Origin of the sequence: Stenotrophomonas sp. SMYL8, from assembly GCF_036320065.1 — a bacterium.
GTDB lineage: Bacteria > Pseudomonadota > Gammaproteobacteria > Xanthomonadales > Xanthomonadaceae > Stenotrophomonas > Stenotrophomonas maltophilia_A.
The window spans coordinates 63774-86046 of record NZ_JAWIRR010000014.1 but is presented as its reverse complement, the minus strand read 5'-3'; the positions used below and the strand labels follow the sequence as shown (position 1 = coordinate 86046).

Sequence of the window (22273 nt, the reverse complement as noted above, 5' to 3'; positions counted from 1 at the left end):
TGCGGCTTCATCCGCGTATGGCGTGGATTCAATGACGTGGGGCATTCTGAAGTAGATCCACGCCATGCGTGGATGCTCTTCGATTCCGTGCCGGGATTCACAACGGCCAGCGGCACCAGGCGTACGGGTACTCCCCCATCACGCACGCCAAGCCCGCACGGACCGGATTGGCCAGGATGTACATCGCCTTCTCGTGAAGGGATTCATCGCTGCGTACGGCGTGATCGTGGTAACCGTGCTGCCACAGCGACCCTCGCCGCTCCAATCGCCGATTCAGCAGCCGGCTGCTGCGTGATTTGAGCAGGGCCATGCACTCGGCCAGGGTTCCCCCGCGCAATTCCATCAACCAGTGCAGATGGTCGGGCATCACCACCCAGGTGAAGCTGTGGCTCACCCCCTTGCGCTCTACGAAGCGCAGTGCCTCAACCAGAATCGCTACGTTGGAAGCATCGGCAAAGAAGGGTTCACGATCGAGGGTTACCGTAGTCAATGAATAGACGTTACCGGTGCAGGAGTAACGACCGTAGCGGAGTCTTGGGCTGGCCATGGCCTCAGCGTGCGATACACACGGAGGCACGGCTAGTGGAGGTTGGCGCGTGTTTGCGTCGGTAAAGCCCCATCCACGCATGGCGTGGATCTACTACGGCGACGTTCGTTCGGTGACCGCCCCATGCACGCCATGGCGTGGATCCACCATGGGGACGTTTGTTCGGTACGGAGTAGAGCCACGCCATGCGTGGATGGACGATCACACCACCGTCGGCGTGTCGTCCGTTTCGCGGGCCAACAGGCTGCCGGCGAACAACGCGGCCAGCATCACCGTCAGGCCCCCCCAGAACGCGGAATAGAACGCCAGATGGGTATTGAGCGGGAATACGGTGACCGCCAGCGCCAGCATCGCCGGGCGCGCACGCTCACGGGCGGCGGCCGGTGCATATCGCCAGGCCCGCCAGGCCTGGGCCACCGCAGCCAACCACAGCAGCAGGCCGAGCACACCGGTTTCCGCCAGGATCTCCAGCACGATCTGATGGGCATGCAACGCCGGGGCATCGCCCCACACCGCCGGTTCGTCGCCAGACACGCAGGCCGGATAGGCATCGCGGAAACCGCGCGCGCCGACCCCGTTGATCGGGTGCTCTTCAATCATGCAGGCCGCGGCGTCCCAGATCCGCGCGCGCCCCGACAACGCCTCGTCGACACCGCGTTCGCTCCCCTCCCAGGCCATCGCCGTACGTGCGAAGCGCTCACGCAGCTGCGGCACGCTGGCGGTCAGCACACCCGCTCCGAGGACAGCGACCAGCCCCAGCAGCACCAACCGCTTCCAGCCGAACTGGCGCACGCCGCTGTAGGCCAGCACCAGCGCGAAGGTGATCCACGACGCGCGCGAGCCGGCCAGCAGCAGCACGCAGCCCAGCGCCGCCGCAGCCAGGACCCACCCTGGATTGCCGAAGCGGCGCGCCAGCGGCAGCAACAGGAACGGTGAGAGGCTGGCCAGGACCTGGCCGAACTTCAGGTTGCACGGCCCCAGCGCGCCACTGAGGCGATCGACCCATGCTGCCTCGCTGGCCGGGCACAACGCGTGACCGCTTACTGCAAACTTCAGCTGCTCAAGTGACCAGAACCACGGACTGGTACCCACAACCGCCTGCACCAGTGCATCCAGCGTCCACGCAGCGGTAATCAATGCGAGGCCACCGAAGGTCAGCCGCCGGCGTTCCGGCGTGGCCACGGCGATCGCCACCAGCCACATGAAGGGCAGGTAGCGCAGGCCGGCGGCCGCCTTGGTCCACGACGCCGCCGGATCGATCGCATCGAAGGCGGAGAACGCCTGCGGCAGCCAGTAACCGAGGAACAGGATCGAGGTCAGCGCCCACGCGGCGGGTGTCAGCAGGTGCGGGCGGCGCTGCAGGCGGCGCATGATCATGCGCACCGCGGCATAGAGCGCACCAAGACCCAGCACGGTTTCAGCGATGCCCGGCAACGGCCACAGCGCCACGTAGGCCAGCACCCACCACGGCGCCCAGCGTCCGGCGCGGTCCTCGCGCACGAGGGTTGCGGGGTCAGCCGGCGAGGTCGGCATAGAGGCGGAGGGTGTCGCGCTGCATGGCCTGCAGGGTAAACGGGATGCGGGTCGGCAAGGACGGCGGCTGCGCCAGCAGGGCCAGCGCACGTTCACCCAGCGCCCGTGCATCGCCCAGCGGCACGGCGCCGGCCGGCTGCAGCTGCTGCAGCAGTTCGCCGACGCCGCCATGGTCCCAGCCCAGTACCGGGCGACCGACCGACAACGCTTCGACCACGGTGCGGCCGAACGCTTCGGGCTTGTCCGAAAGCTGCAGCACCAGATCGCTGGCCGCATAGGCCTGGGCGATGCGCGCGGTCGGCGTGCTGATCTGCACGGCGTCGGTCACGCCCAAAGCAGTCGCCTGCCGGCGCAGGTCGGCCACGTAGGCTTCACGGCCGGGTTCATCGGTGCCCAGCATCCACAGCTGTGCCGGCACACCGGCCGCGCGCACATCCGCCAGCAACTGCAGCGCATGAGCATGCCCCTTCAGCCGGGTGCCCCGCCCCGGCAGCAGCAGCAGCGGGCCCTCAACCTGCGCCAGCCACGGGTAATCGGCTGCCAGCGCCAGTCGTGGCCGACGGTCGGCGCGGGCCACGCGGGGAAACTGTGCGACATCGACGCCGCGCGGAATCACCTGCAGCCTCGCTTCGGGAACCGTGGGGTAGTGCCGCTGCACATAGTCGCGCACGGTATTGGACACGCAGATCACGCGTTCACCGCTGGTCATCACTGCGCTGTAGCGGCTGGGCGAGTTCAACCCGTGCACGGTGGTCACCCAATGCGGGCGCTGTGCGGCAGGCATCGCGCGGATCGCGTACAGGCCCAGCCAGGCCGGCAGCCGCGAACGGGCATGCACGATGTCGGCGCCAACTTCAGCGAACAGGCGGCGCAGGGTCGGCAGGTGGCGCAGGGTCAGCAGCGATTTGCGGCCGATATCAAGGGTGAGGTGCTCGGCACCGCTATCGAGCAGCGGCTGCACCAGGCGGCCACCGGCGGAGACCACCAGCGCACGATGGCCGGCAGCGACCAGGGCCGCAGCAATTTCCAGGGTCGAGCGCTCGACACCGCCGGAGTGCAGCGCCGGCAGCAACTGCACCACGGTCAATCGGCGCATCGAAGGGGCGGCCGCTTAGTCGGCCAGCACGAACACGGAACCGCAGTACGGGCACTGCGCTTCGCCGTTGGGCTCGTCTTCGATCGGCAGGTACACGCGCGGATGCGAGTTCCACAGCGCCATTTCCGGGGTCGGGCAGCTCAGCGGCAGATCGCTGCGGTGCACGGTGTAGCGCTTCTCGGCGTTGGCGGGCGCGGTGGCGGTATGGCTCATGGCGGATGTCGATGAACGGGTTGCGAGGCCTGTGATTCTAGCATCTGGGCCGCCCCGACATTGCGCCGCAACGGGTCTTTGCGCGTACCGGGCCGATTCCCTGCGGCCCTGCATGCCACCTCGGGACGGGGTGCCGGTGGAAATTCCCGATCGATCCTGCAGGTTCACGCCGAAAATCCGCCTACAACGATATTTCCCGCATTTGGATCGAACTAAATGGCACTTGTCAGGTTGCCACGGCTGTTGCAGGATCGGGCCAGGTCGTAAACCGGCCCACTCCAATCCGACCCGATCGCATGGCCCGCCCCCACCGGACCGGCATCGCTTCTTCCACTGCCATCCCGGCGGGCGGAGCGATGCTGTCCGTGGTGTCCGCCGATGCGGGTTCTGCCCGCCGCCTGCCCTTCCGGGAGACCCCTGCATGACCCTGTCCGATCCACGCCGCGCCCTGCTCCCGCTCGCCCTGGCCCTGGCCTGTGCGACTACCGCGATGCCGGTGCGGGCACAGGGACTGCAGACCTCGTTCGAACCGGGCCAGCCGGCTCCGGCACCGGCCGCAGGCGCACTGCAGGTCACGATCGGCAACGGCCCTGCTGCGCCTTACGCCGCCAAGCGCAATGCGGGCTACAGCGGCCTGCATGCACTGCGCTACAGCAGCGAAGGCGGCAGCGCGCGACGCGAGCTGTTCAAGGCGGACATGACCATCGAGGCCGATACCACCCTGTCGTGGCTGGTGCTGCCGGAGATCGTCGGCAAGGACACCGTGGCCTCGACCTATGTGTCACTGGACCTGCTGCTGGACGATGGCAGCCGCGTTTCGGCCAGCGCTGCACGCGACCAGCATGGCGTGGCCATCGGTGCGCGCGCGCAGGGCGATTCGAAGACGCTGTATCCGCAGCAGTGGGCGCGCAAGGCGGTGCGGCTGGGCGACGTGCCCGCGCTGAAGGGCCGCCGCGTGCTGGCGATCGAACTGGACGTGGCCAGTGCCGACGGTGCACCGGTCTCGGGCTGGATCGATGACGTGCGCCTGGACACAGTGCCACGTCAGCAGCCAGCGCGCGTCTCCGACTGGGTGCTGACCACCCGTGGCACCCAGGCCAACGGCACCTTCTCGCGCGGCAACAATTTCCCGGCCACCGCGGTACCGCACGGATTCAACTTCTGGACCCCGGTGACCGATGCTGGCGCACTGAACTGGCTGTACCGCTGGAACGAACAGAACGACGCACAGAACCGCCCGCAGCTGCAGGCGCTTGCGCTGAGCCATCAGCCCAGCCCGTGGATGGGCGACCGCCAGACCTTCCAGGTGATGCCCTCGGCCAGCCGTGGCGTGCCGGAGGCCGACCGTCGCAAGCGCGCGCTGTCATTCGAGCGCAGCCATGAAAGCGCGCGCCCGTATCGCTACGACGTGCGCTTCGACAACGGCATCGCGGCCGCCATCGCGCCGACCGATCATGCCGCGCTGTTCCGCTTCGAGTTCCCCGAGGGCGGCGACGCCAACCTGCTGTTCGACAATGTCGATGCACGCGGTGGCCTGACCCTGGACGCTGCCACGCAGACACTGTCCGGCTACACCGATACGCGCAGCGGCCTGTCCAACGGCGCCAGTCGCATGTACGTGGTGGCCAGCTTCGACAGGCCGTGGCGCAGCAGTGGGCGCCTCAACACCGGCCGACCGACCGGTTACATCAAATTCGATGCCGGCAGCGACCGGCGGGTGACCATGCGCATCGCCACCTCGCTGATCTCGGTGGAGCAGGCACGGCACAACCTGGCCCTGGAAATGGCCGCAGCCGATACGCTGGAAAGCGTGGCCGGCCGTGCCCAGGATGCATGGGATGCGCGCCTGGCCCGTTTCGACATCGGCGATGCCAGCGACGACCAGAAGACCACGCTGTACTCCAGCCTGTACCGGCTGTTCCTGTACCCCAATTCCGGCCATGAGAACGTGGGCAGCGCCGCCGCACCGGAGTGGCGCTACGCCAACCAGGCCAGCGCCAGCGATGACAACACCGAGGGCAGCGCGACCCGCAGCTATGCCGCCGTGCGCGACGGCAAGGTGTTCGTCAACAACGGCTTCTGGGACACCTTCCGCACCACCTGGCCGGCCTATGCGCTGTTCACGCCCGACGATGCCGGGCAGCTGGTGCAGGGCTTCATCGAGCAGTACCGCGCCGGCGGCTGGATCGCACGCTGGTCGTCGCCGGGCTACGCCGATCTGATGGTCGGCACCAGCTCCGATGTGGCCTTCGCCGATGCATGGCTGAAGGGCGTCGGCGGTTTCGATCCGGCCGAGGCCTATGCCGCCGCGCTGAAGAACGCGACCGTGGTGCCGCCGGACCGCCATGTCGGCCGCAAAGGCATGAACCGTTCGACCTTCCGCGGCTATGCCAGTGCCGACGTGCACGAAGGCATGTCGTGGACGATGGAAGGCGCACTCAATGACTTTGGCATCGCCAACATGGCCGATGCCCTGGCCAAGCGCGCGACCGCGCCCGCCGCACGCGAGCGCTACAGCACCGAGGCCGACTACTTCCGCCATCGCGCCGCCAGTTACGCGACGATGTTCGATCCGGCGGCAGGCTTCTTCCAGGGCCGCAAGGCCGATGGTCGCTGGCGCGTGGACGCAAAGGCCTACGATCCGCGCGTGTGGGGCCACGACTACACCGAATCCAATGGCTGGACCTTCGCCTTCACCGCCGCCCATGACGGCGAAGGCCTGGCCGCGTTGTATGGCGGCCGCGAAAAGCTGGCGGCGAAGCTGGATACCTTCTTCGCCACACCTGAAACCGCGGACCCGGCACTGGCCGGCTCCTACGGCGGCACCATCCACGAGATGACCGAAGCCCGCGACGTGCGCATGGGCATGTATGCGCACAGCAACCAGCCGGCGCACCACATCCCGTGGATGTACCTGTACGCCGGGCAGCCGTGGAAGACCCAGCAGCACGTGCGCGAGATCCTGTCGCGGTTGTACGTCGGCAGCGAGATCGGCCAGGGCTACCCGGGCGATGAGGACAACGGTGAAACCTCGGCATGGTACGTACTGGCCTCGCTGGGCCTGTACCCGCTGCGCATGGGCGCCCCGGAGTACGTGATCGGCTCGCCGGCATTCGAGCATGCACGGGTGGAGCTGCAGGGTGGTGCGGTGCTTTCCGTGAACGCGGCCAACAACTCGCGTGAGAACGTCTACGTGCAGTCGCTGAAGATCAACGGTACGCCGTGGACGAAGACCTGGGTGCCGCACGACCTGATCGCCAAGGGCGCGACCCTCGACTTCGTGATGGGACCCCGCCCCTCGCGCTGGGGCAGCGGCGTGGACGATGTGCCGCGCTCGTTGACCGCGCGCGGCCAGCACCCGCAGCTGCTGCACGACCTGCTCGGCAGCGGCGCGAAGGCGACGCTGGCCGATGGCCGTGCCCTGCCCGCGCTGGTCGATGACGATGCCGGCACCACGGTGGGTCTGGGCGCCGGTGCAACCATCGCGCTGACCGGTCTGGCCGAGGGCACCCCGACGATGTACACGCTGACCAGCGGTGACGGCCGCATCCAGGGCGGTGAGTGGACGCTGGAGGCGCGCAACGGCGGCGGCAGCTGGGCCGTGCTCGACCAGCGCAGCGGCGAAGACTTCGAATCCGCCCGCCAGACCCGTCCGTTCCGCATCGCCAAACCCGGTCGTTACAGCGAGTACCGCCTGCGCCTGGCGGCACCGGCACGGCTGCCGCTGGCGGAGATCGAACTGCTGGCGGCCGGCACCGTACAATGAGCTGCATGCGCTTCCGTCTACTGCCTCTGGCCCTTGTTGCCCTGTCCTTCTCAAGCTTCGGCCAGACCCAGGCGTTCGATACGCAGCTGACCCGCGACGGCGTGACGCTGAACTACCAGGACGCCCGTGGCGCCCTGGCCGCACCGCAGCGCAAGCGGGTGATCGATACGTTCTTCTTCGCGTACCTGCGCGAACGTGCGGACTTCCATCCCGCTGCGCCGTCAATGGTGCGCATCGTGATCGATCCGGCCTACACCGGCATCGCCTTCGTCGGCGACAAGGACCAGGCAGCGACGATCACCATCAATCCGGGTTGGCTGGCGCAGCATCCGAACGACATCGACCTGGTCACCCACGAGGCGATGCACATCGTGCAGGGGTATCCCGGCTACGGCGATGCACGGGTACCGGGCTGGCTGGTGGAAGGCATCGCCGACTACGCGCGCGACCGCTACGGCATGGACAACGCCGCCGCTGGCTGGGCATTGCCGGTGAAGGTCGAGAAGGGGCAGAACGTCGACAGCGGCTACCGGGTGACCGGTGCGTTCCTGAAGTGGGCGGAGGCGGAGCATCCCGGCCTGGTGCTGGCACTGGACAAGGCCCTGCGCGACGGCCGCTATGCACCGGCGCTGTGGCAGAAGCACACCGGCAAGGCACTGCCGGCGTTGTGGGCCCAGTACGCCAAGCCGCGTTCGGACGCACCGCCGCCGGCACGGCGCGGCAAGCGCTGACCGCAGGTAGCACCGTGGCTTGCCCGGCGAAACGCCTGTTTCGCCGCGCTGCGCGCCCGCCTGGCATGGCCCGGCATGACCTGCCCAACGGGATCTCATTACGATCTCACGCGGAGTAATCCGACAAGTCGGATAGGCGCCTGTTCACAACAGCACGCGGCAGCAACCGACATCGTGACTGAGCGAGGGTCGCTAACCTTGCTTGCATGAAAATCAGAACCAAGGTCGGTAGGCGCAAAGCGGTCGTTGTGCTGGTGACAGGAGCAGCCATTGCACTGATCACGACCGCGATCTGGACGAGAAGCAACACGCCGAGCGTTCTCGCTGTTGCCCCCCAAGAGCAGCAGACCGTACGGGTTCGTATCAACGGAAAAGATGCTGCGATCGAGACGACGCAGGCCACAAGCGTTGCCGCCGCCGTGACTCAGTTGATTGCAATTCGCCGAAAGTTGTCGCCCCAGCAGGCCCTTCTGCTGGCGCAGGACATAGCGCGTTGCACAAACGCCGCAAGCTTGGCGGAAACAGACATTCCGACGGGACTGACTCCCGACCAGCAGCGTGAGTTCCGGGAAAACGTTCTGGGTGACTCAGACTGCTCCGCTCTTGAATCAGAACACTCCATCTATGACCTCGCCTACTACGCGGCGTCAGACGGCGACTCCACTGCGAAATTGATGTTCTCGGGACTGGCGTCTCATCAGTTCGACGATGAGCACTCCATGTTCGATGAAGAGCTCGTCAAGCGATTCAAGGAAGCGACAGTGAGATTCCTCAACGAAGCCGCGGACTCGGGTGACAGCAATGCCCTGATGCATCTTGCGGCCACCTTTGAGGATGGTCTGCATGTGCCTCGCGATGCAGCACGCGCACACGCCTATGCGCGCGCATTCAGCCAGGCCAGTGGCGGCAAGGGGCTTCGCTATGCCGAGCGGCTCTGGAGCCAACTCTCACCGGACCAGCAACGGGAATCGAACCGATGGCATATCGAGATATCGAGTCGAAGAAAAGGAGAAATGAAATGAACGGAAAGCTGAAACACAATCGCTGGTTGATGATCGTGGTCGCGTGCCTGGGTGGCACAGCAATCGCAGCGTCGGTTGGGAAATTCTACTGCGGCAAGGCCTGCAATGTAGCCGGGGATATGGTGGCGGAGGAAGGGTGACCATCGGAGATGTTTCGGTAGCTCAATAGCTACCACTGCGGCACACCTTGGTTGCCACGTTCGCTCAGTAGCGCCAGGCCACACCCGGCGAAATGCCTGATTCGCCACGCTGCGCGCTCGCCGGGCATGGCCCGGCGCTACCACATCGCTGCCTCAGCGCGACCGCACGAAGCCGGCGTAGAGCGCGAACAGCTGCTGGAAGTACCGCCGCGTCACTCGATTGCGCATGACACCCTCGCCCATGAAAAGTTGGTCGGGCCCAGGGTGGGAAGGCCGGTCCGGTCCCTTCCCACGGCCGGGCCGCGTGGGCGTATTGGGCCGCAACGGCGTTGCAGGGACATGACCGGGCGGCGTAGCGCGTGTGGCACAGGCCGGCGGGCGGTAGAGCCGGCCGCTGGCCGGCTGCGGTGGTGGTGGACATGATTGCGGTTGCTGGTCAGCGGCCGGCACTACCCGTTTCCGCTTTGCGGAAACAGAAACGCGCCCTGGGGGGCGCGCTTCTGCAGCTGACGCTGGAAAGAAGGCTTACGCCTTCTTTTCCGCTTCCAGCTGCTTGCGGATCTGCGCATCCACCGCCGCAATGGCGGTCATGTTCAGGATCCTGCGCGAGGTCGCGCTGGTGGTCAGGATATGCACCGGCTTGTTCACGCCCATCAGGATCGGGCCGATCGCCACGCCGTCGGTGAACACACGCACCAGGTTGTAGGCGATGTTGGCCGCTTCCAGGTTCGGCAGCACGAACAGGTTGGCGCGACCCTGCAGGGTCGAGCCCGGCAGCAGCTTCTGGCGCAGCGCTTCGTCCCATGCGGTGTCACCCTGCATTTCGCCGTCCACGTTCAGACGCGGGTTGCGCTTGAGCAGCAGCTCGCGCACCTGGCGCATCTTCAGCGCGTCCTTCGAATCGTGGCTGCCGAAGTTGGAGTGCGACAGCAGCGCCACCTTCGGCTCGATGCCGAACAGCTTCATGCGGTAGGCCGCCTGCAGGGTCGCTTCGCACAGCTGCTCGGCGGTCGGGTCTTCCTGCACGTGGGTATCGACGAAGAAGAACACGCCCTGCTGGTTGATCACGCCGGTCATCGCCGAGGTCGAGGTGACCTTCGGCTCCAGCGGCAGCACGCTGCGCACGTAGCCCAGCTTCTTGTGGAAACGGCCGACGATGCCGGTCAGCATCGCATCGGCTTCGCCACGGGCCACCATCACTGCAGCGATCAGGGTCGGGCGCGAACGCATCAGGTTCTTCGCCGCGGCCACGGTCACGCCACGACGGCCGGTCAGGCCGTGGTAGTACTGCCAGTACTCGTTGAAGCGCGGGTCGTCGTTGATGTTGGTGACTTCAACGTTCTCGCCGATCTTCAGGCGCAGGCCGAGGCGCTCGATGCGCGACTCGATCACTTCCGGGCGGCCGATCAGGATCGGGTGCGCCAGGCCGTCATCGACCACGTTCTGCACCGCCTGCAGCACCACTTCCTCTTCGCCCTCGGCATACACAACGCGCTGCTTGTCGCTGCGCGCGCGGTCGTAGACCGGCTTCATCATCAGGCTGGTGCGGTAGACGAACTGGGCCAGCTTGTCGCGGTAAGCGCCCATGTCGTCGATCGGGCGCGAGGCCACGCCCGAGTCCATCGCGGCCTGGGCCACGGCGGCCGACAGCTCCACCAGCAGGCGGCGGTCGAACGGGCGCGGGATCAGGTATTCACGACCGAAGCTCGGGGTCTCGCCGCCATAGGCCGAACCCATGTCGGTGGCCGCACGACGCGCCAGCGCCGCGATGGCGCGCACGCAGGCGATCTTCATTTCCTCGTTGATCGCGGTCGCGCCCACGTCCAGCGCACCACGGAACAGGTACGGGAAGCACAGCACGTTGTTGACCTGGTTCGGGTAGTCCGAACGGCCGGTGCCGATGATCGCGTCCGGACGGGCGGCGCGCGCCAGTTCCGGCATGATTTCCGGGGTCGGGTTGGCCAGCGCGAAGATCACCGGATCCGGCGCCATGGTCTTGACCATGTCGGCAGTCAGGATGCCCGGCGCCGACAGGCCCAGGAAGATGTCCGCGCCGTCGACGATCTCGGCCAGGGTGCGCTTGTCGGTGTCGCGCGCATAGCGCTGCTTTTCCGGGTCCAGGTCGGTACGACCGGTGTGGATCACGCCCTCGCGGTCGAAGGCCAGGATGTTCTCCGGCTTCAGGCCCAGCTGCACCAGCATGTTCACGCAGGAAATGCCGGCCGCGCCCATGCCCGTGGTCGCCAGCTTCACTTCCTCGATCTTCTTGCCGGTGATCGCCATGGCGTTGAGCACCGCTGCGCCGACGATGATCGCCGTGCCGTGCTGGTCGTCATGGAACACCGGGATCTTCATGCGCTCGCGCAGCTTGCGCTCGACCACGAAGCATTCCGGCGCCTTGATGTCTTCCAGGTTGATGCCGCCGAAGGTCGGCTCCAGCGAGGCGATGATGTCGACCAGCTTGTCCGGGTCGGTTTCATCCACTTCGATGTCGAACACATCGATGCCGGCGAACTTCTGGAACAGCACACCCTTGCCTTCCATCACCGGCTTGCCGGCCAGCGCGCCGATGTTGCCCAGGCCCAGCACCGCGGTGCCGTTGGAGATCACCGCCACCAGGTTGCCGCGGGCGGTCAGCTCGCTGGCCTGCTGCGGGTCGGCCTTGATCGCTTCACAGGCGTACGCCACGCCCGGCGAATACGCCAGCGACAGGTCGCGCTGGGTCAGCATGGGCTTGGTAGCGGAAACCTTGATCTTGCCCGGCGGGGACATCCGGTGGTAATCGAGGGCGGCCTGTTTGAAATCTTCGTTGGACATCGATGTGGGTTACATGAATGGGCAGAAGGGACAGGGGATGATACCCCCGTTGGAGCGTCTGGACCTGTCGCTATCCTGTCGCAGGCATGCTGCGACCGCACAATTCCGTGCCGTATGCGACGGTACCGCGACACCAGCTTTGGTGCGTCCCATGACAGCCATGGGACGCCTTGAAACGCCGCGGGGCCGTACCACTGTCGTGATCGGCCCCGCGGTACCACACACCTGGATCAGCCCCTGGCCGGCAGCGCCTCGGGCACGGCATCGATCAGCGGCGGCAGTTCGCTTTCGCGGCCATCCAGCGCCAGCTTCAGGCGGTTGCGGTCCAGCGCCCCCTCCCAGCGCGAGACCACCACCGTGGCCACGGCATTGCCGATGAAGTTGGTCAGCGAGCGGCATTCGCTCATGAAGCGGTCCACGCCCAGGATCAGCGCCATGCCGGCCACCGGCACCTCCGGCACCACGGCCAGGGTGGCGGCCAGGGTGATGAAGCCGGCGCCGGTGACGCCGGCCGCGCCCTTGGAGCTGAGCATGGCGACCAGCAGCAGGGCAATCTGATGGCCCAGGGTCAGTTCGGTGTTGGTGGCCTGGGCGATGAACAGCGCCGCCAGCGTCATGTAGATGTTGGTGCCGTCCAGGTTGAACGAGTAGCCGGTCGGGACCACCAGGCCCACCACCGACTTGCTGCAGCCGGCGCGTTCCATCTTCTCCATCAGCGACGGCAGCGCCGACTCCGACGAGGAGGTGCCCAGCACCAGCAGCAGTTCGGCCTTCAGGTAGCGCGCCAGCTTGAACACCGAGAAGCCGCACAGGCGGCAGACCAGGCCCAGGATGACCGCCACGAACAGGAAGGCGGTGAGGTAGAACGAACCCACCAGCCAGGCCAGGTTGATCAGCGAGCCAACACCGTACTTGCCGATGGTGAAGGCGATTGCGCCGAAGGCACCGATCGGCGCGGCCTTCATCAGGATGTGCACCAGCTTGAACACCGGGGCGACCAGCGCCTCCAGGAAGTTCACGATCGGCTTGCCCTTCTCGCCCACCGATGCCAGCGCGATGCCGAACAGCACGGCCACGAACAGCACCTGCAGGATGTTGCCATCGACGAACGCGCTGAGCAGCGTCTTCGGGATGATGTCCATCAGGAAGCCGACCAGGGTCAGGTCATGCGACTTCTCGACGTAGCTGTGCACCGCGGTCTGGTCCAGCTCGGCCGGGTTGATGTTCATGCCGGCGCCGGGCTGCACCACGTGCGCCACGATCATGCCGACGATCAGCGCCAGCGTGGAGAAGAACAGGAAGTACGCCATCGCCTTGGCGAATACGCGGCCCACCGTGCGCAGGTGGGTCATGCCGGCGATGCCGGTGACGATGGTCAGGAAGATCACCGGTGCGATGATCATCTTCACCAGGTTGATGAAGGCATCGCCGAGCGGCTTCATCTTCTCGCCGATCAACGGTTCGTAGTGGCCGAGGATGGCGCCCAGGACGATCGCCACGATCACCTGGAAGTACAGCTGGCGATAGATCGGCAACGGCTTTGCAGGCACCGGTGCTGCGGTCGGGATGTGCATGGCGGACTCCGGAAGGGGCGTTTTCAGGCACGTACGGCCCCGGGACTGCACGGGAACCGTTACCGTGGAAACTGACCGCAGGCCCTGTGCAGCACGCGCAGGGGGTGCGACCAATGGACGCCTTTGTACGCGCCGGGCACGCTGGCGCAGATAACCTATTGGTACTAGCCCCCCGGTTCAGGTGGCCGCGATGCCTACACTGGCGCCGCACCGCCCGATCAAGGGGAGGCCGGTGGCCCGAGCTGAACGGCCGGGCGCGTCATTGCGAAAGTTCCGGCCCTTGCGGCCGTTGTTGTCCTGTCCACACGCAATCTGAGAGAGCCGCACCCAACATGCGCCCGATTCCCACCTTGCTGGCCCTGTCGCTGGCCGCGCTTCCCGCCTTCGCTTCGGCTGCCGATTTCGACAACTGGCCGACCAAGTACGCCTTCGGCGACGGCACCGAGCTGGCCGCTACCGCCAACATCGCCTACGACTACAACGATTTCTCCTCGGGCAGTGGCCTTGAGGACGACGACGCCGTGCGCCGCAAGGAGTTCGGTGCGACGCTGAAGAAGAAGGGCGTCTACGACGCGATGGTCTATTACGACTTCCAGTCCGATACCTGGCTGGACGTGTTCGTGCGCTTCGAAAGCAAGGCCTTCTTCGGCCGCGACATCGGCCGCTTCCGCTTCGGCTACATGAAGACCCCGGTCGGCCTGGACGCGAACACGTCCTCGCGCGCCGGCAGCTTCCTGGAAACCGCACTGCCGGTGCAGGCCTTCTACGCTGGCCGCCGCACGGGTGTGGAATGGGTGCTTGAGCGCCCGCAGTACCTGCTGCAGGCCGGCGCCTATGGCGGCAAGGACCTGCAGGGTGACAACCCGGGCACCACCCAGGCCGTGCGTGCGGTGTGGACCCCGGTGAAGGCGCCGGGTGACGTGATCCACCTGGGCCTGGCCTACTCGCAGGAAAATCCGCGCGGTTACAGCGATGGCCGCGACGTGCACCACGAGGCCAGCGCGCGCCTGCGCGCACGTCCGGAAGCCGGCCTGACCGACATCCGCTATGTCGATTCCGGCGCGCTGGTCACCGCCGACCAGATCCGCCGCACCGGCCTGGAAGGCATCTGGATCCGCGGCCCGTTCTCGCTGCAGGCCGAAGCCCTGCGCGCCACGGTCACCCGCAATGACGGCAAGCCCGACTACACCGGCAGCGGCCAGTACGCGATGGCCAGCTGGGTATTGACCGGCGAATCGCGCCCGTACAACGCCGGTGCGGTGGCCAACATCAAGCCGGCGCACGACTACGGCGCAGTGGAACTGGTGGCCCGCTACAGCCGCCTCGACCTCGACGATGGCAGCATCCTCGGCGGCCGCCAGCACGACCTCACTCTGGGTGCGAACTGGTACCTGACCAGCCACTTCAAGTTCCAGGCCAACTACGTCAAGGTCGACGCCAGCCGTCGCGGCGTGCACAGCACGCCGGAGATCTTCGAACTGCGCGCGCAGATGCACTTCTGACCCCTTCCACGTCAGATCCCGGCGGGCGTGTACGCCACGCCCGCCGGCCCTGCGTAGACTGCCGCCATGTACTGGCTCAGCCGCCACCGGATGCTGTTGCTGACCATCGCGGTGATGGTCGGCGGCACCGTGCTGTGTGCGGTCGCCGCCGGCCACTACGCCTGGCGGCGCGCCCTCGGTGAGGAAAGCAGCCAGGTACAACGCCAGCTGCAGTTGTATGGCCAGGGCCTGCAGCAGCGCATCGACCGCTTCGGCACGCTGCCGCAGGTACTGGCACTGGATCCGGATCTTCTGCACGCCCTGCGTGTGCAGCCCTCGCCCACCGAACGGCAGCGGCTGAACCTCAAGCTGCAACGCGCCAATGAAGTCACCCGTGCCTCGACCCTGACCCTGGTCGGTCACGATGGCGTGGCGGTGGCGGCGAGCAACTGGGACCAGCCGACCACCAACGTCGGTGAGAACTACAGCTATCGTCCCTATTACCGCCAGGCGCTGGCCCAGGGCCGCGGCCGCTTCTACGGCATCGGCATGACCACCGGTGTGCCCGGCTACTACCTGTCGCAGGCCATCGAGGAAGACGGCAAGCGGCTCGGCGTGGTGGTGATCAAGGTCGAGCTGTCGGCACTGGAGCAGGAGTGGCTGAGCAGCCCTGACGTGGTGCTGGCCAGTGACGACCACGACGTGGTGTTCCTGGCCAACCGTGACAGCTGGCGCTACCGCCTGCTGCGACCGCTGGGCGCCGATGAGCGCCGCGAAATGCTGGACGCCCGCCAGTACGCCGATCGTACCCTGCAGCCACTGCGCGCACGTACCGAGGATGTACTGGCCGATGGCGGCCGCATGGTGCGCCTGCTGGATCCGGCATTGCCGCAGCCGATGCTGTGGCAGAGCCTTGCGCTGCCGGCCGAAGACTGGAACCTTCACCTGCTGCACGACGCCAGTGCCGCCACCGCCGCGGGCCGTGCGGCCGCGCTTACCGGAGGTGCTGCGTGGCTGGCGCTGGGCTTCCTGGTGCTGTTCGTGCAGCAGCGCCGGCGCCTGGCCAAGCATCGCCTGCGCAGCCGCCGCGAGCTGGAAACCCTGCTCAAGCAGCATGCACAGGAACTGCGCACCGCACAGGATGGCCTGCTGCAGGCCGCCACCGATGCCGACAGCGGCCTCAGCCGCAGCCTTGAACACCTGCCGCAGGGCGTGGTGGTGATCGACCGGGACCTGCGTCTGGTCGCATGGAATTCGCGCTACCTGGAACTGTTCCGTTTCCCGCTGGACCTGGTGCGCGTGGGGCGGCCCATCGAGGAACTGTTCCGCTTCAACGCACGCCGTGGCCTGCTCGGTCCCGGCCCGGTCGACGAGGCCATCGAGCGTCGCCTCAACCACCTGCGCAGCGGCCGTCCGCACATGCGCGAAAGTGAGAAGGACGACGGTACGGTGCTGGAAATCCGCGGCAACCCGCTGCCCGACGGCGGTTTCGTCACCAGCTACGCCGACATCACCAGCTACAAGAATGCTGCACGCGAACTGCGCTCGCTGGCCGATGCACTGGAACACCGCATCGCCGAACGTACCCACGACCTGGACGAAGCACGCCGCGAGGCCGAACAGGCCAACCGCTACAAGACCCGGTTCGTCGCCTCGGCCGTGCACGACCTGCTGCAACCGCTCAACGCAGCACGCATGTTCGTCTCGGTGCTGCGCGGCAAGCTGAGCGACCCGGCGCAACAGCAGACCAGCGATCACATCGACGCTGCACTGGCCGCGCAGGATGCGATCCTCAACAGCCTGCTGGATATCGCGCGGCTGGAATCGGGCAGCCTGCCGACCCGTGTGCAGGCGTTCCGGCTCGGGCCGCTGCTGCAGACACTGGCGCGCGAATTCGGCATCGCCGCGCAGTCACGTGGCCTGGTGGTGGACTGGGTCGATACCGATGCGGTGGTGGTCAGCGATGAAGCGCTGCTGCGCCGCATCCTGCAGAATTTCCTGTCCAACGCACTGCGCTACAGCGAACGTGGCCGCGTGCTGCTCGGCTGCCGCCGCCGCGAGGGCCTGCTGTGGATCGAAGTGCACGACCAGGGCCCCGGCATTCCCGATGCGCTGCAGGGCGAAATCTTCGAGGAATTCCGCCGCCTGCACGACGGCCAGCAGCGCGGTGCCGGGCTCGGCCTGGCCATCGTCGACCGCATCGGCCGCCTGCTCGGACATCCGATCCGGCTGCGCTCGCAGCTGGGCCAGGGCAGCGTGTTCGCGGTGGGCGTGCCGTTCGGCGACGCCAGCGCGATACCCGCCACCGCGCCCGCGCCGGTGCTGGCGCAGGAACCGGCGGCGGACAACCCGCTGCGAGGGCGCCGTGTGTGGGTGATCGATGACGATCCGCACGTGTGCGCGGCCAGCCGCGCGCTGCTGGAGCGCTGGGGCTGCGAGGTGCTGCTGGCCGATGGCCCGCAGGCAGCGCTGCAGTTGGCCACGACGACAACCGTGCCGGAGCTGGTGCTGCTGGATGTGCGCATGGGTGACCACCACGGCCCGGTGCTGTACGAGACATTGGCAGAGCTGTGGCAGGCCCGCCCGCCGGTGGTGCTGGTCACTGCCGAGCGCGATGCGGGATTGCGTGAGATGGCTGCCGAGCGTGGTTGGGGAATGATGGCCAAGCCGGTGAAGCCGCCGGCGCTGCGGGCGCTGATGAGTCAGTTGTTGATCCGGCATCGCGGGTGATTCCAGCCAACGGCGCAGCCCCTCATGGGTGGTGCCTGATTGGTCGTGGAAAGCAGAAGCCGTGGGTGGGCCGGTCGGGATGGGTTCGCGGGGGACGCCGTGAATCCGTCCCTGGAGGCTTGGCAGCCGCATCCATGCGGCTGACACCCCCGCGAACCCAACCCGACCGGCCTCTGACAGATTTCGGTGGCCTGCCACCCACGGAGAAGAAAAAGAAGAACAAAAGCCGGTCGCGCGCTGCGCTTGCTCGTGTAGAGCCGAGCCCATGCTCGGCATCGCGGGCTGACCGCAAAGCAGCCGAGCGTGGGCTCGGCTCTACAAAAGGCGGCCTGCCAGGCTGCCTTTGCTTTTGATGTTCTTTTCTCTTCCGTGGATGGATGCGCACGGAACCTGTCCGTGGCCGGGCAGGTGGGCTGCGCAGGGGCGTGAGCCGCATGGGCCCGAGGCATGCCTCGGGCGGGTTGGGCAGGACGCCCAACCCCGGTCTTGCCGTGTGCGCAGGACTGCGCACACGAGCAAGCGGCGACCGAGCTTACATGGACGTACTTGCAGCGGCCCCTGCGCAGTCCACCTGCCCGGCCTCACCCATGAACTGCTCTACGTGTCCACCCACGAGGGGCTGCGCCGTTGGCTGGAAACTACAACCCGATGCCCGCGTCGCCTTCCGGCTCCAGCGCCTTCACCAGCACTGCCGCCTGCGTGCGGCTATGGCATTCGAGCTTCTTCAGGATCGCGGTGACATGCACCTTCACCGTGTTTTCCGCCAGCCCCAGCGTGTAGGCGATCTGTTTGTTGAGCAGCCCGTCGGCCAGGCACAGCAGCACGCGGAACTGCTGCGGGGTCAGCTGGGCCAGGCGGCTGGCCAGCAGCGCGTCGGCCTCGGAGCGTTCGGCGGCCATCGCCGGGAACCACAGGCCGCCGTCGAGCACCGCCTGCACCGCCTCGCCGATGGTCTCGGCCGGCGCCGACTTCGGGATGAAACCGGCTGCGCCAAACTGCTGCGCACGGCGGATCACCCGCGGATGGTCGTTGGACGAGAGGATCACCACCGGGATGTCCGGATGCGAGCCGCGCACGTGCAGCAGCGCGGAAAAACCGTGTGCGCCAGGCATGGTCAGGTCGAGCAGCACCAGGTCCACGTCCGGGTGCGCGTCGAGGGCTTCGGCCAATGCCTCGGCGCTGGCGACCTCGCGCACCTGCGCCAGCGGCAGGCTCTGCCGCAATGACTGCACCACCGCCGAACGCAGCAGCGGGTGGTCATCGGCGATCAGGATGGTGTATTCGCTCATGCCGCCATTGTACGGGCAGGCCGTCGCCTCAGCGCCCTGCCGGCTCCACGCTGCTGCGCCAGGCATCGAGGAACTGGCGGCGCTTGAGTGCATCCAGGTACACCAGCAGGCCCGGGCCCAGCTGGATCGGGCGGCGGCTGCGGCCGGGCGCATCGTCGCCACGTGCGCTGCCGGTGACGATCGGCATCAGCCGTGCCTCGCGTGACAGCACCTGCTGGCCACGCGGCGACAACAGGTAGTCGAGGAAGCGCTGGGCTTCTTCCGGGTGTGGGCCGGTGCGTGGAATCACCGCGGTACGCAGTACCACTAGCGTGTAGTCCTCGGGCTCCACAATCGCCAGCGGAGCACCCGCGTCGATGCGCGCCTGCGCGTAAGAGCCGAGCACGTTGTAGACCAGCGACAGCTGTCCGCTGGCCACCTTGTCCAGCAGCACGCCGGTGCGCTCCTCGCGCACCACATCGTTGTCGCCCAGCGCGCCCAGCAGCGCACCGGCGATGCTGCCACGCTGCGCATCCTGCGTTGACAGCAGGTAGCCGACGCTGCTGCGTTCGATGTCATAGGTGCCGACCCTGCCGCGCAGCGGTGCGCCTTCGGCGCGCAACCGGTCCAGCAGTTGCCGGCGCGTGTGCGGCACCCTCGCAGCCGTCAGCGCGCGGGTGTTGTAGACCATCACCACCGGCTCGTAGCTGATGCCGAATGCCTCGTTGCGCCACTGCGCCCAGGCCGGCAGCGCGGCGGTCTGCGCGGAGCGGTGCGGCAGTGCATGACCATCGTTGACCAGCTTGGTCTGCAGGTCCATGCCACTGGAGATCAGCAGGTCCGGCGATGCCGGTCCGCCGCGGTCGTGCAGGTACCGCGCGTACAGGTCCTGGGTGATGATGTCCTCGTACACCACTTCGGTGCCCGGGTGCAGCCGCTGGTAGTCGGCGATGACCACCGCGAACACTTCGATGTCGGTGGTGCCGTGGATGCGCAGCTGCGCCGTGGTCTTTGCCTGTGCGGGAAAACGGCGCACATCGCCGGGCGCAGCCAGCACCGGCAGGGCCAGCAGCAAGGCAACGGCAGCAGTGAACAGGCGGATCATGGACTGCTCCGGGGCAGGCGGATGGTGGCGATCAGCCCGCCCTGAGGACGATTGCTGAGGTCGATGCGGCCACCGTGGCTGTCGACCACACGCTTGACGATGGCAAGGCCAAGCCCGGCGCCGCCGGACGGCGCGCCCTCGCCACGGGCGAAGCGCTCGAACACGCGTTCGGCATCGGCGGCGGCAATGCCGGCACCGTGGTCGGCGATGGTCAGCACGGCCTGCCCGCCTTCCACGGTCAATGCGATCTGCAACGGCCCATCACCACCGTACTTCAACGCGTTGTCGACCAGGTTCTTGATCGCCTCGCGCAGCAGCAGCGCATCGCCATGCACCTGTACCGGCTCGGCAGTCATCGCCAGCTGCACGCGCGGCGCCGGGCCGGCCTGCGGCAGCGCTTCATGCAGGGCCTGGTGCACGGTCTCGGCCAGATCCACTGCAGCAAAGCGCTGCAGATGCGAACGATGGATCACGCTGGCATCGCTGAGCAACTGATTCAACAACCGGCTCATGTGGGTGGCGTTGCGCTCGATCGCCTGCAGGCTGCGCCGCATGTCTTCGGGATCGTCGTCATCCAGCGCCAGCTGTGCCTGCGCACGCAATGCCGCCAACGGCGTGCGCATCTGGTGCGCGGCCTCGGCCATGAACGCACGCAAGGTCTCGTTGCTGCTGGACAGGCGTTCCATGAAGCGGTTCAACGCCGCCACCATCTGGTCCATCTCGCGCGGTACACGGGCATCCAGCGGCTTCAGGTCAGAGGGCTCGCGGCGTGACAGCTCGCGTTCCACCCGCACCAATGGCCGGAATGCGCGATGCACGCCAAAGGCCACCAGCGCCAGCAGCAGGCCGGACAGCACACCGATCGCCAGCAGTGCGCGGTTGACCATGTCCTGCGCGACCGCTTCACGCGCACGCCGGGTCTGGCCGACCTGCACCTGTACTTCCCCCTGCGCCGAGGCGGCAGCAAAACTGCGGCCGACCACCACGAAGCGCACGGTCTCGCCACTGTACGCCGCATCAAACAGCTGCGGTTGCGTGCCGGGCCGGCGCGGCGGCGCCGGCAGGTCTCCATAGCCGGTGATCAGGTTGCCACGGCTGTCGGCGACCCGATAGAACACGCGGTCTTCCGGGGCCATCGCCAGCAGGTCCAGCGCCGCATAGGGCAGATCGACCTGCCATTGGCCATCGACCAGGGCCACCGAATCGGCAATGGACAACGCCGAGGACACCAACAGGTGGTCGTAGGAACGGTTGGCGGCGCGCTGACCATAGCCGCGCGCGGCAAACAGCAGAGCCACCGCGAACACCGCCAGCAACGCGCCGAGGTAGAGCAGCAGCGTACGCCGCAGCGAGCCCGGTGCGGCGTTCGCGGTACGCGCGTCAGCCATCGGCGTCGGTGCTGTCATCACTGGTTTCCAGCAGGTAGCCAACGCCGCGCACCGTGGTGATGCGCAGCGGTGCGCCTGCCAGCTTCTTTCTCAGGCGCCCCACATACAGCTCGATGGCATTCGGGCCGGCTTCATCGTCGAAGCCGAACAGGCCATTGCCGATTTCGTCCTTGCCGACCACCTGGCCGAGGCGGCCGACCAGGATCTCCAGCAGCCGGTACTCGCGGTTCGGCAGTTCGATCGGTTCGCCGTCGAGGCTGACCCGGTGCGCGGCATTGTCGAACTGGAAGCCACCGATCTGCACCACTTCGCTGGCCTGGCCGCGCGCGCGTCGCAGCAGCACGCGGCAGCGCGCTTCGAACTCGCGGAAATCGAACGGCTTGCCCAGGTAATCGTCGGCGCCGACGTCCAGCGCCTGCACACGGTCTTCGATGCCGTCGCGCGCGGTCAGCATCAGCACCGGTGTGCTGTCGCCGCGCTCGCGCATGCCGGCCAGCACGCGCAGGCCATCGAGCTTGGGCAGGCCGATATCCAGAACCACCAGGTCGAAGCTCTGGTAGCGCAGCACGCTGGCGGCCGCCAGGCCATCGGCCTGCCAGTCCACGGCGTGCCCACTGCGGCGCATGCGGCGGATGATCGCATCGGCCAGATCCGGGTTGTCTTCGACCAGCAGCAGGCGCATGGGCACGGGGGTGGGAGGGGAAACGAATGCTACCGCATGCCGCCGCCGCGCTTGCCGGGCGTGGCTCAGTGAGCGCAGTGGCCGGTTTTACGCTGCACCGCACAATCCGTTGACAGGACGATGACAGCTACGGCAACCCAGACTGCGGCCGCGCACCGTCCGGTGCCCACGATTGCCGCG

At 67.2% G+C, this 22273-nt stretch carries 16 protein-coding genes; 6 read left to right on the top strand and 10 right to left on the bottom strand.

Features of this window, described 5'->3' with window-relative positions:
• Positions 1-97: 97 nt before the first annotated feature.
• From V3B25_RS12990 to V3B25_RS12975, 4 genes are all read right to left on the bottom strand, one after another.
• Positions 98-547: a transposase gene (locus tag V3B25_RS12990; protein WP_121504416.1), complete on the bottom strand. Its 450-nt coding sequence runs from the start codon at positions 545-547 to the stop codon at positions 98-100.
• A 201-nt stretch (positions 548-748) separates the two neighbouring features.
• Positions 749-2080, bottom strand: a complete 1332-nt coding sequence (locus V3B25_RS12985) for an O-antigen ligase family protein (protein ID WP_049421775.1) — start codon at positions 2078-2080, stop codon at positions 749-751.
• Positions 2061-3176 (bottom strand): glycosyltransferase, encoded by a 1116-nt coding sequence (locus tag V3B25_RS12980; protein WP_201117284.1) that lies wholly within the window; start codon positions 3174-3176, stop codon positions 2061-2063. Before V3B25_RS12980 ends, V3B25_RS12985 begins: the two co-directional genes overlap by 20 nt.
• Positions 3177-3191: 15 nt before the next feature.
• Positions 3192-3389: a zinc-finger domain-containing protein gene (locus V3B25_RS12975; RefSeq protein ID WP_005410967.1), complete on the bottom strand. Its 198-nt coding sequence runs from the start codon at positions 3387-3389 to the stop codon at positions 3192-3194.
• Positions 3390-3810: 421 nt separating this feature from the next.
• Here V3B25_RS12975 and V3B25_RS12970 point away from each other — a divergent pair, with 421 nt between their 5' ends.
• From V3B25_RS12970 to V3B25_RS12955, 4 genes are all read left to right on the top strand, one after another.
• The gene (locus V3B25_RS12970) at positions 3811-7155 is read left to right on the top strand and encodes a GH92 family glycosyl hydrolase (RefSeq protein WP_329810812.1); all 3345 of its coding nucleotides are present in this window, start codon (positions 3811-3813) and stop codon (positions 7153-7155) included.
• Positions 7152-7886, top strand: a complete 735-nt coding sequence (locus tag V3B25_RS12965; protein WP_164080779.1) for a basic secretory protein-like protein — start codon at positions 7152-7154, stop codon at positions 7884-7886. Before V3B25_RS12970 ends, V3B25_RS12965 begins: the two co-directional genes overlap by 4 nt.
• Positions 7887-8092: 206 nt before the next feature.
• On the top strand, positions 8093-8908 hold the full coding sequence (locus V3B25_RS12960) for a hypothetical protein (protein WP_049421781.1): 816 nt from the start codon (positions 8093-8095) through the stop codon (positions 8906-8908).
• Positions 8905-9048, top strand: a complete 144-nt coding sequence (locus V3B25_RS12955; protein ID WP_154353323.1) for a hypothetical protein — start codon at positions 8905-8907, stop codon at positions 9046-9048. The genes V3B25_RS12960 and V3B25_RS12955 overlap by 4 nt, the downstream gene beginning before the upstream one ends.
• Before the next feature lie 525 nt (positions 9049-9573).
• Here V3B25_RS12955 and V3B25_RS12950 read toward each other — a convergent pair.
• Complete coding sequence (locus tag V3B25_RS12950) at positions 9574-11865, bottom strand: NADP-dependent malic enzyme (protein WP_032129106.1); 2292 nt, start codon at positions 11863-11865, stop codon at positions 9574-9576.
• A gap of 230 nt (positions 11866-12095) precedes the next feature.
• Positions 12096-13439: a dicarboxylate/amino acid:cation symporter gene (locus V3B25_RS12945; protein WP_049398388.1), complete on the bottom strand. Its 1344-nt coding sequence runs from the start codon at positions 13437-13439 to the stop codon at positions 12096-12098.
• A gap of 332 nt (positions 13440-13771) precedes the next feature.
• On the opposite strand from V3B25_RS12945, the gene V3B25_RS12940 reads away from it, so the two are divergent.
• Together V3B25_RS12940 and V3B25_RS12935 are read left to right on the top strand one after the other, a co-directional pair.
• On the top strand, positions 13772-14941 hold the full coding sequence (locus V3B25_RS12940) for a porin (RefSeq protein WP_049421782.1): 1170 nt from the start codon (positions 13772-13774) through the stop codon (positions 14939-14941).
• A 66-nt stretch (positions 14942-15007) separates the two neighbouring features.
• The gene (locus tag V3B25_RS12935; protein ID WP_329810811.1) at positions 15008-17650 is read left to right on the top strand and encodes a PAS-domain containing protein; all 2643 of its coding nucleotides are present in this window, start codon (positions 15008-15010) and stop codon (positions 17648-17650) included.
• Positions 17651-18288: 638 nt separating this feature from the next.
• Here V3B25_RS12935 and V3B25_RS12930 read toward each other — a convergent pair.
• From V3B25_RS12930 to V3B25_RS12915, 4 genes are read right to left on the bottom strand one after another with little or no spacing between them, the layout of a single operon-like run.
• Positions 18289-18939 (bottom strand): response regulator transcription factor, encoded by a 651-nt coding sequence (locus V3B25_RS12930; protein WP_005414428.1) that lies wholly within the window; start codon positions 18937-18939, stop codon positions 18289-18291.
• A 28-nt stretch (positions 18940-18967) separates the two neighbouring features.
• Positions 18968-20023, bottom strand: a complete 1056-nt coding sequence (locus V3B25_RS12925) for an ABC transporter substrate-binding protein (RefSeq protein ID WP_329810810.1) — start codon at positions 20021-20023, stop codon at positions 18968-18970.
• Positions 20020-21411: a sensor histidine kinase gene (locus V3B25_RS12920; RefSeq protein WP_032129112.1), complete on the bottom strand. Its 1392-nt coding sequence runs from the start codon at positions 21409-21411 to the stop codon at positions 20020-20022. The genes V3B25_RS12925 and V3B25_RS12920 overlap by 4 nt, the downstream gene beginning before the upstream one ends.
• Positions 21404-22093, bottom strand: a complete 690-nt coding sequence (locus V3B25_RS12915) for a response regulator (RefSeq protein WP_049421790.1) — start codon at positions 22091-22093, stop codon at positions 21404-21406. The genes V3B25_RS12920 and V3B25_RS12915 overlap by 8 nt, the downstream gene beginning before the upstream one ends.
• Between the last annotated feature and the right edge of the window lie 180 nt (positions 22094-22273).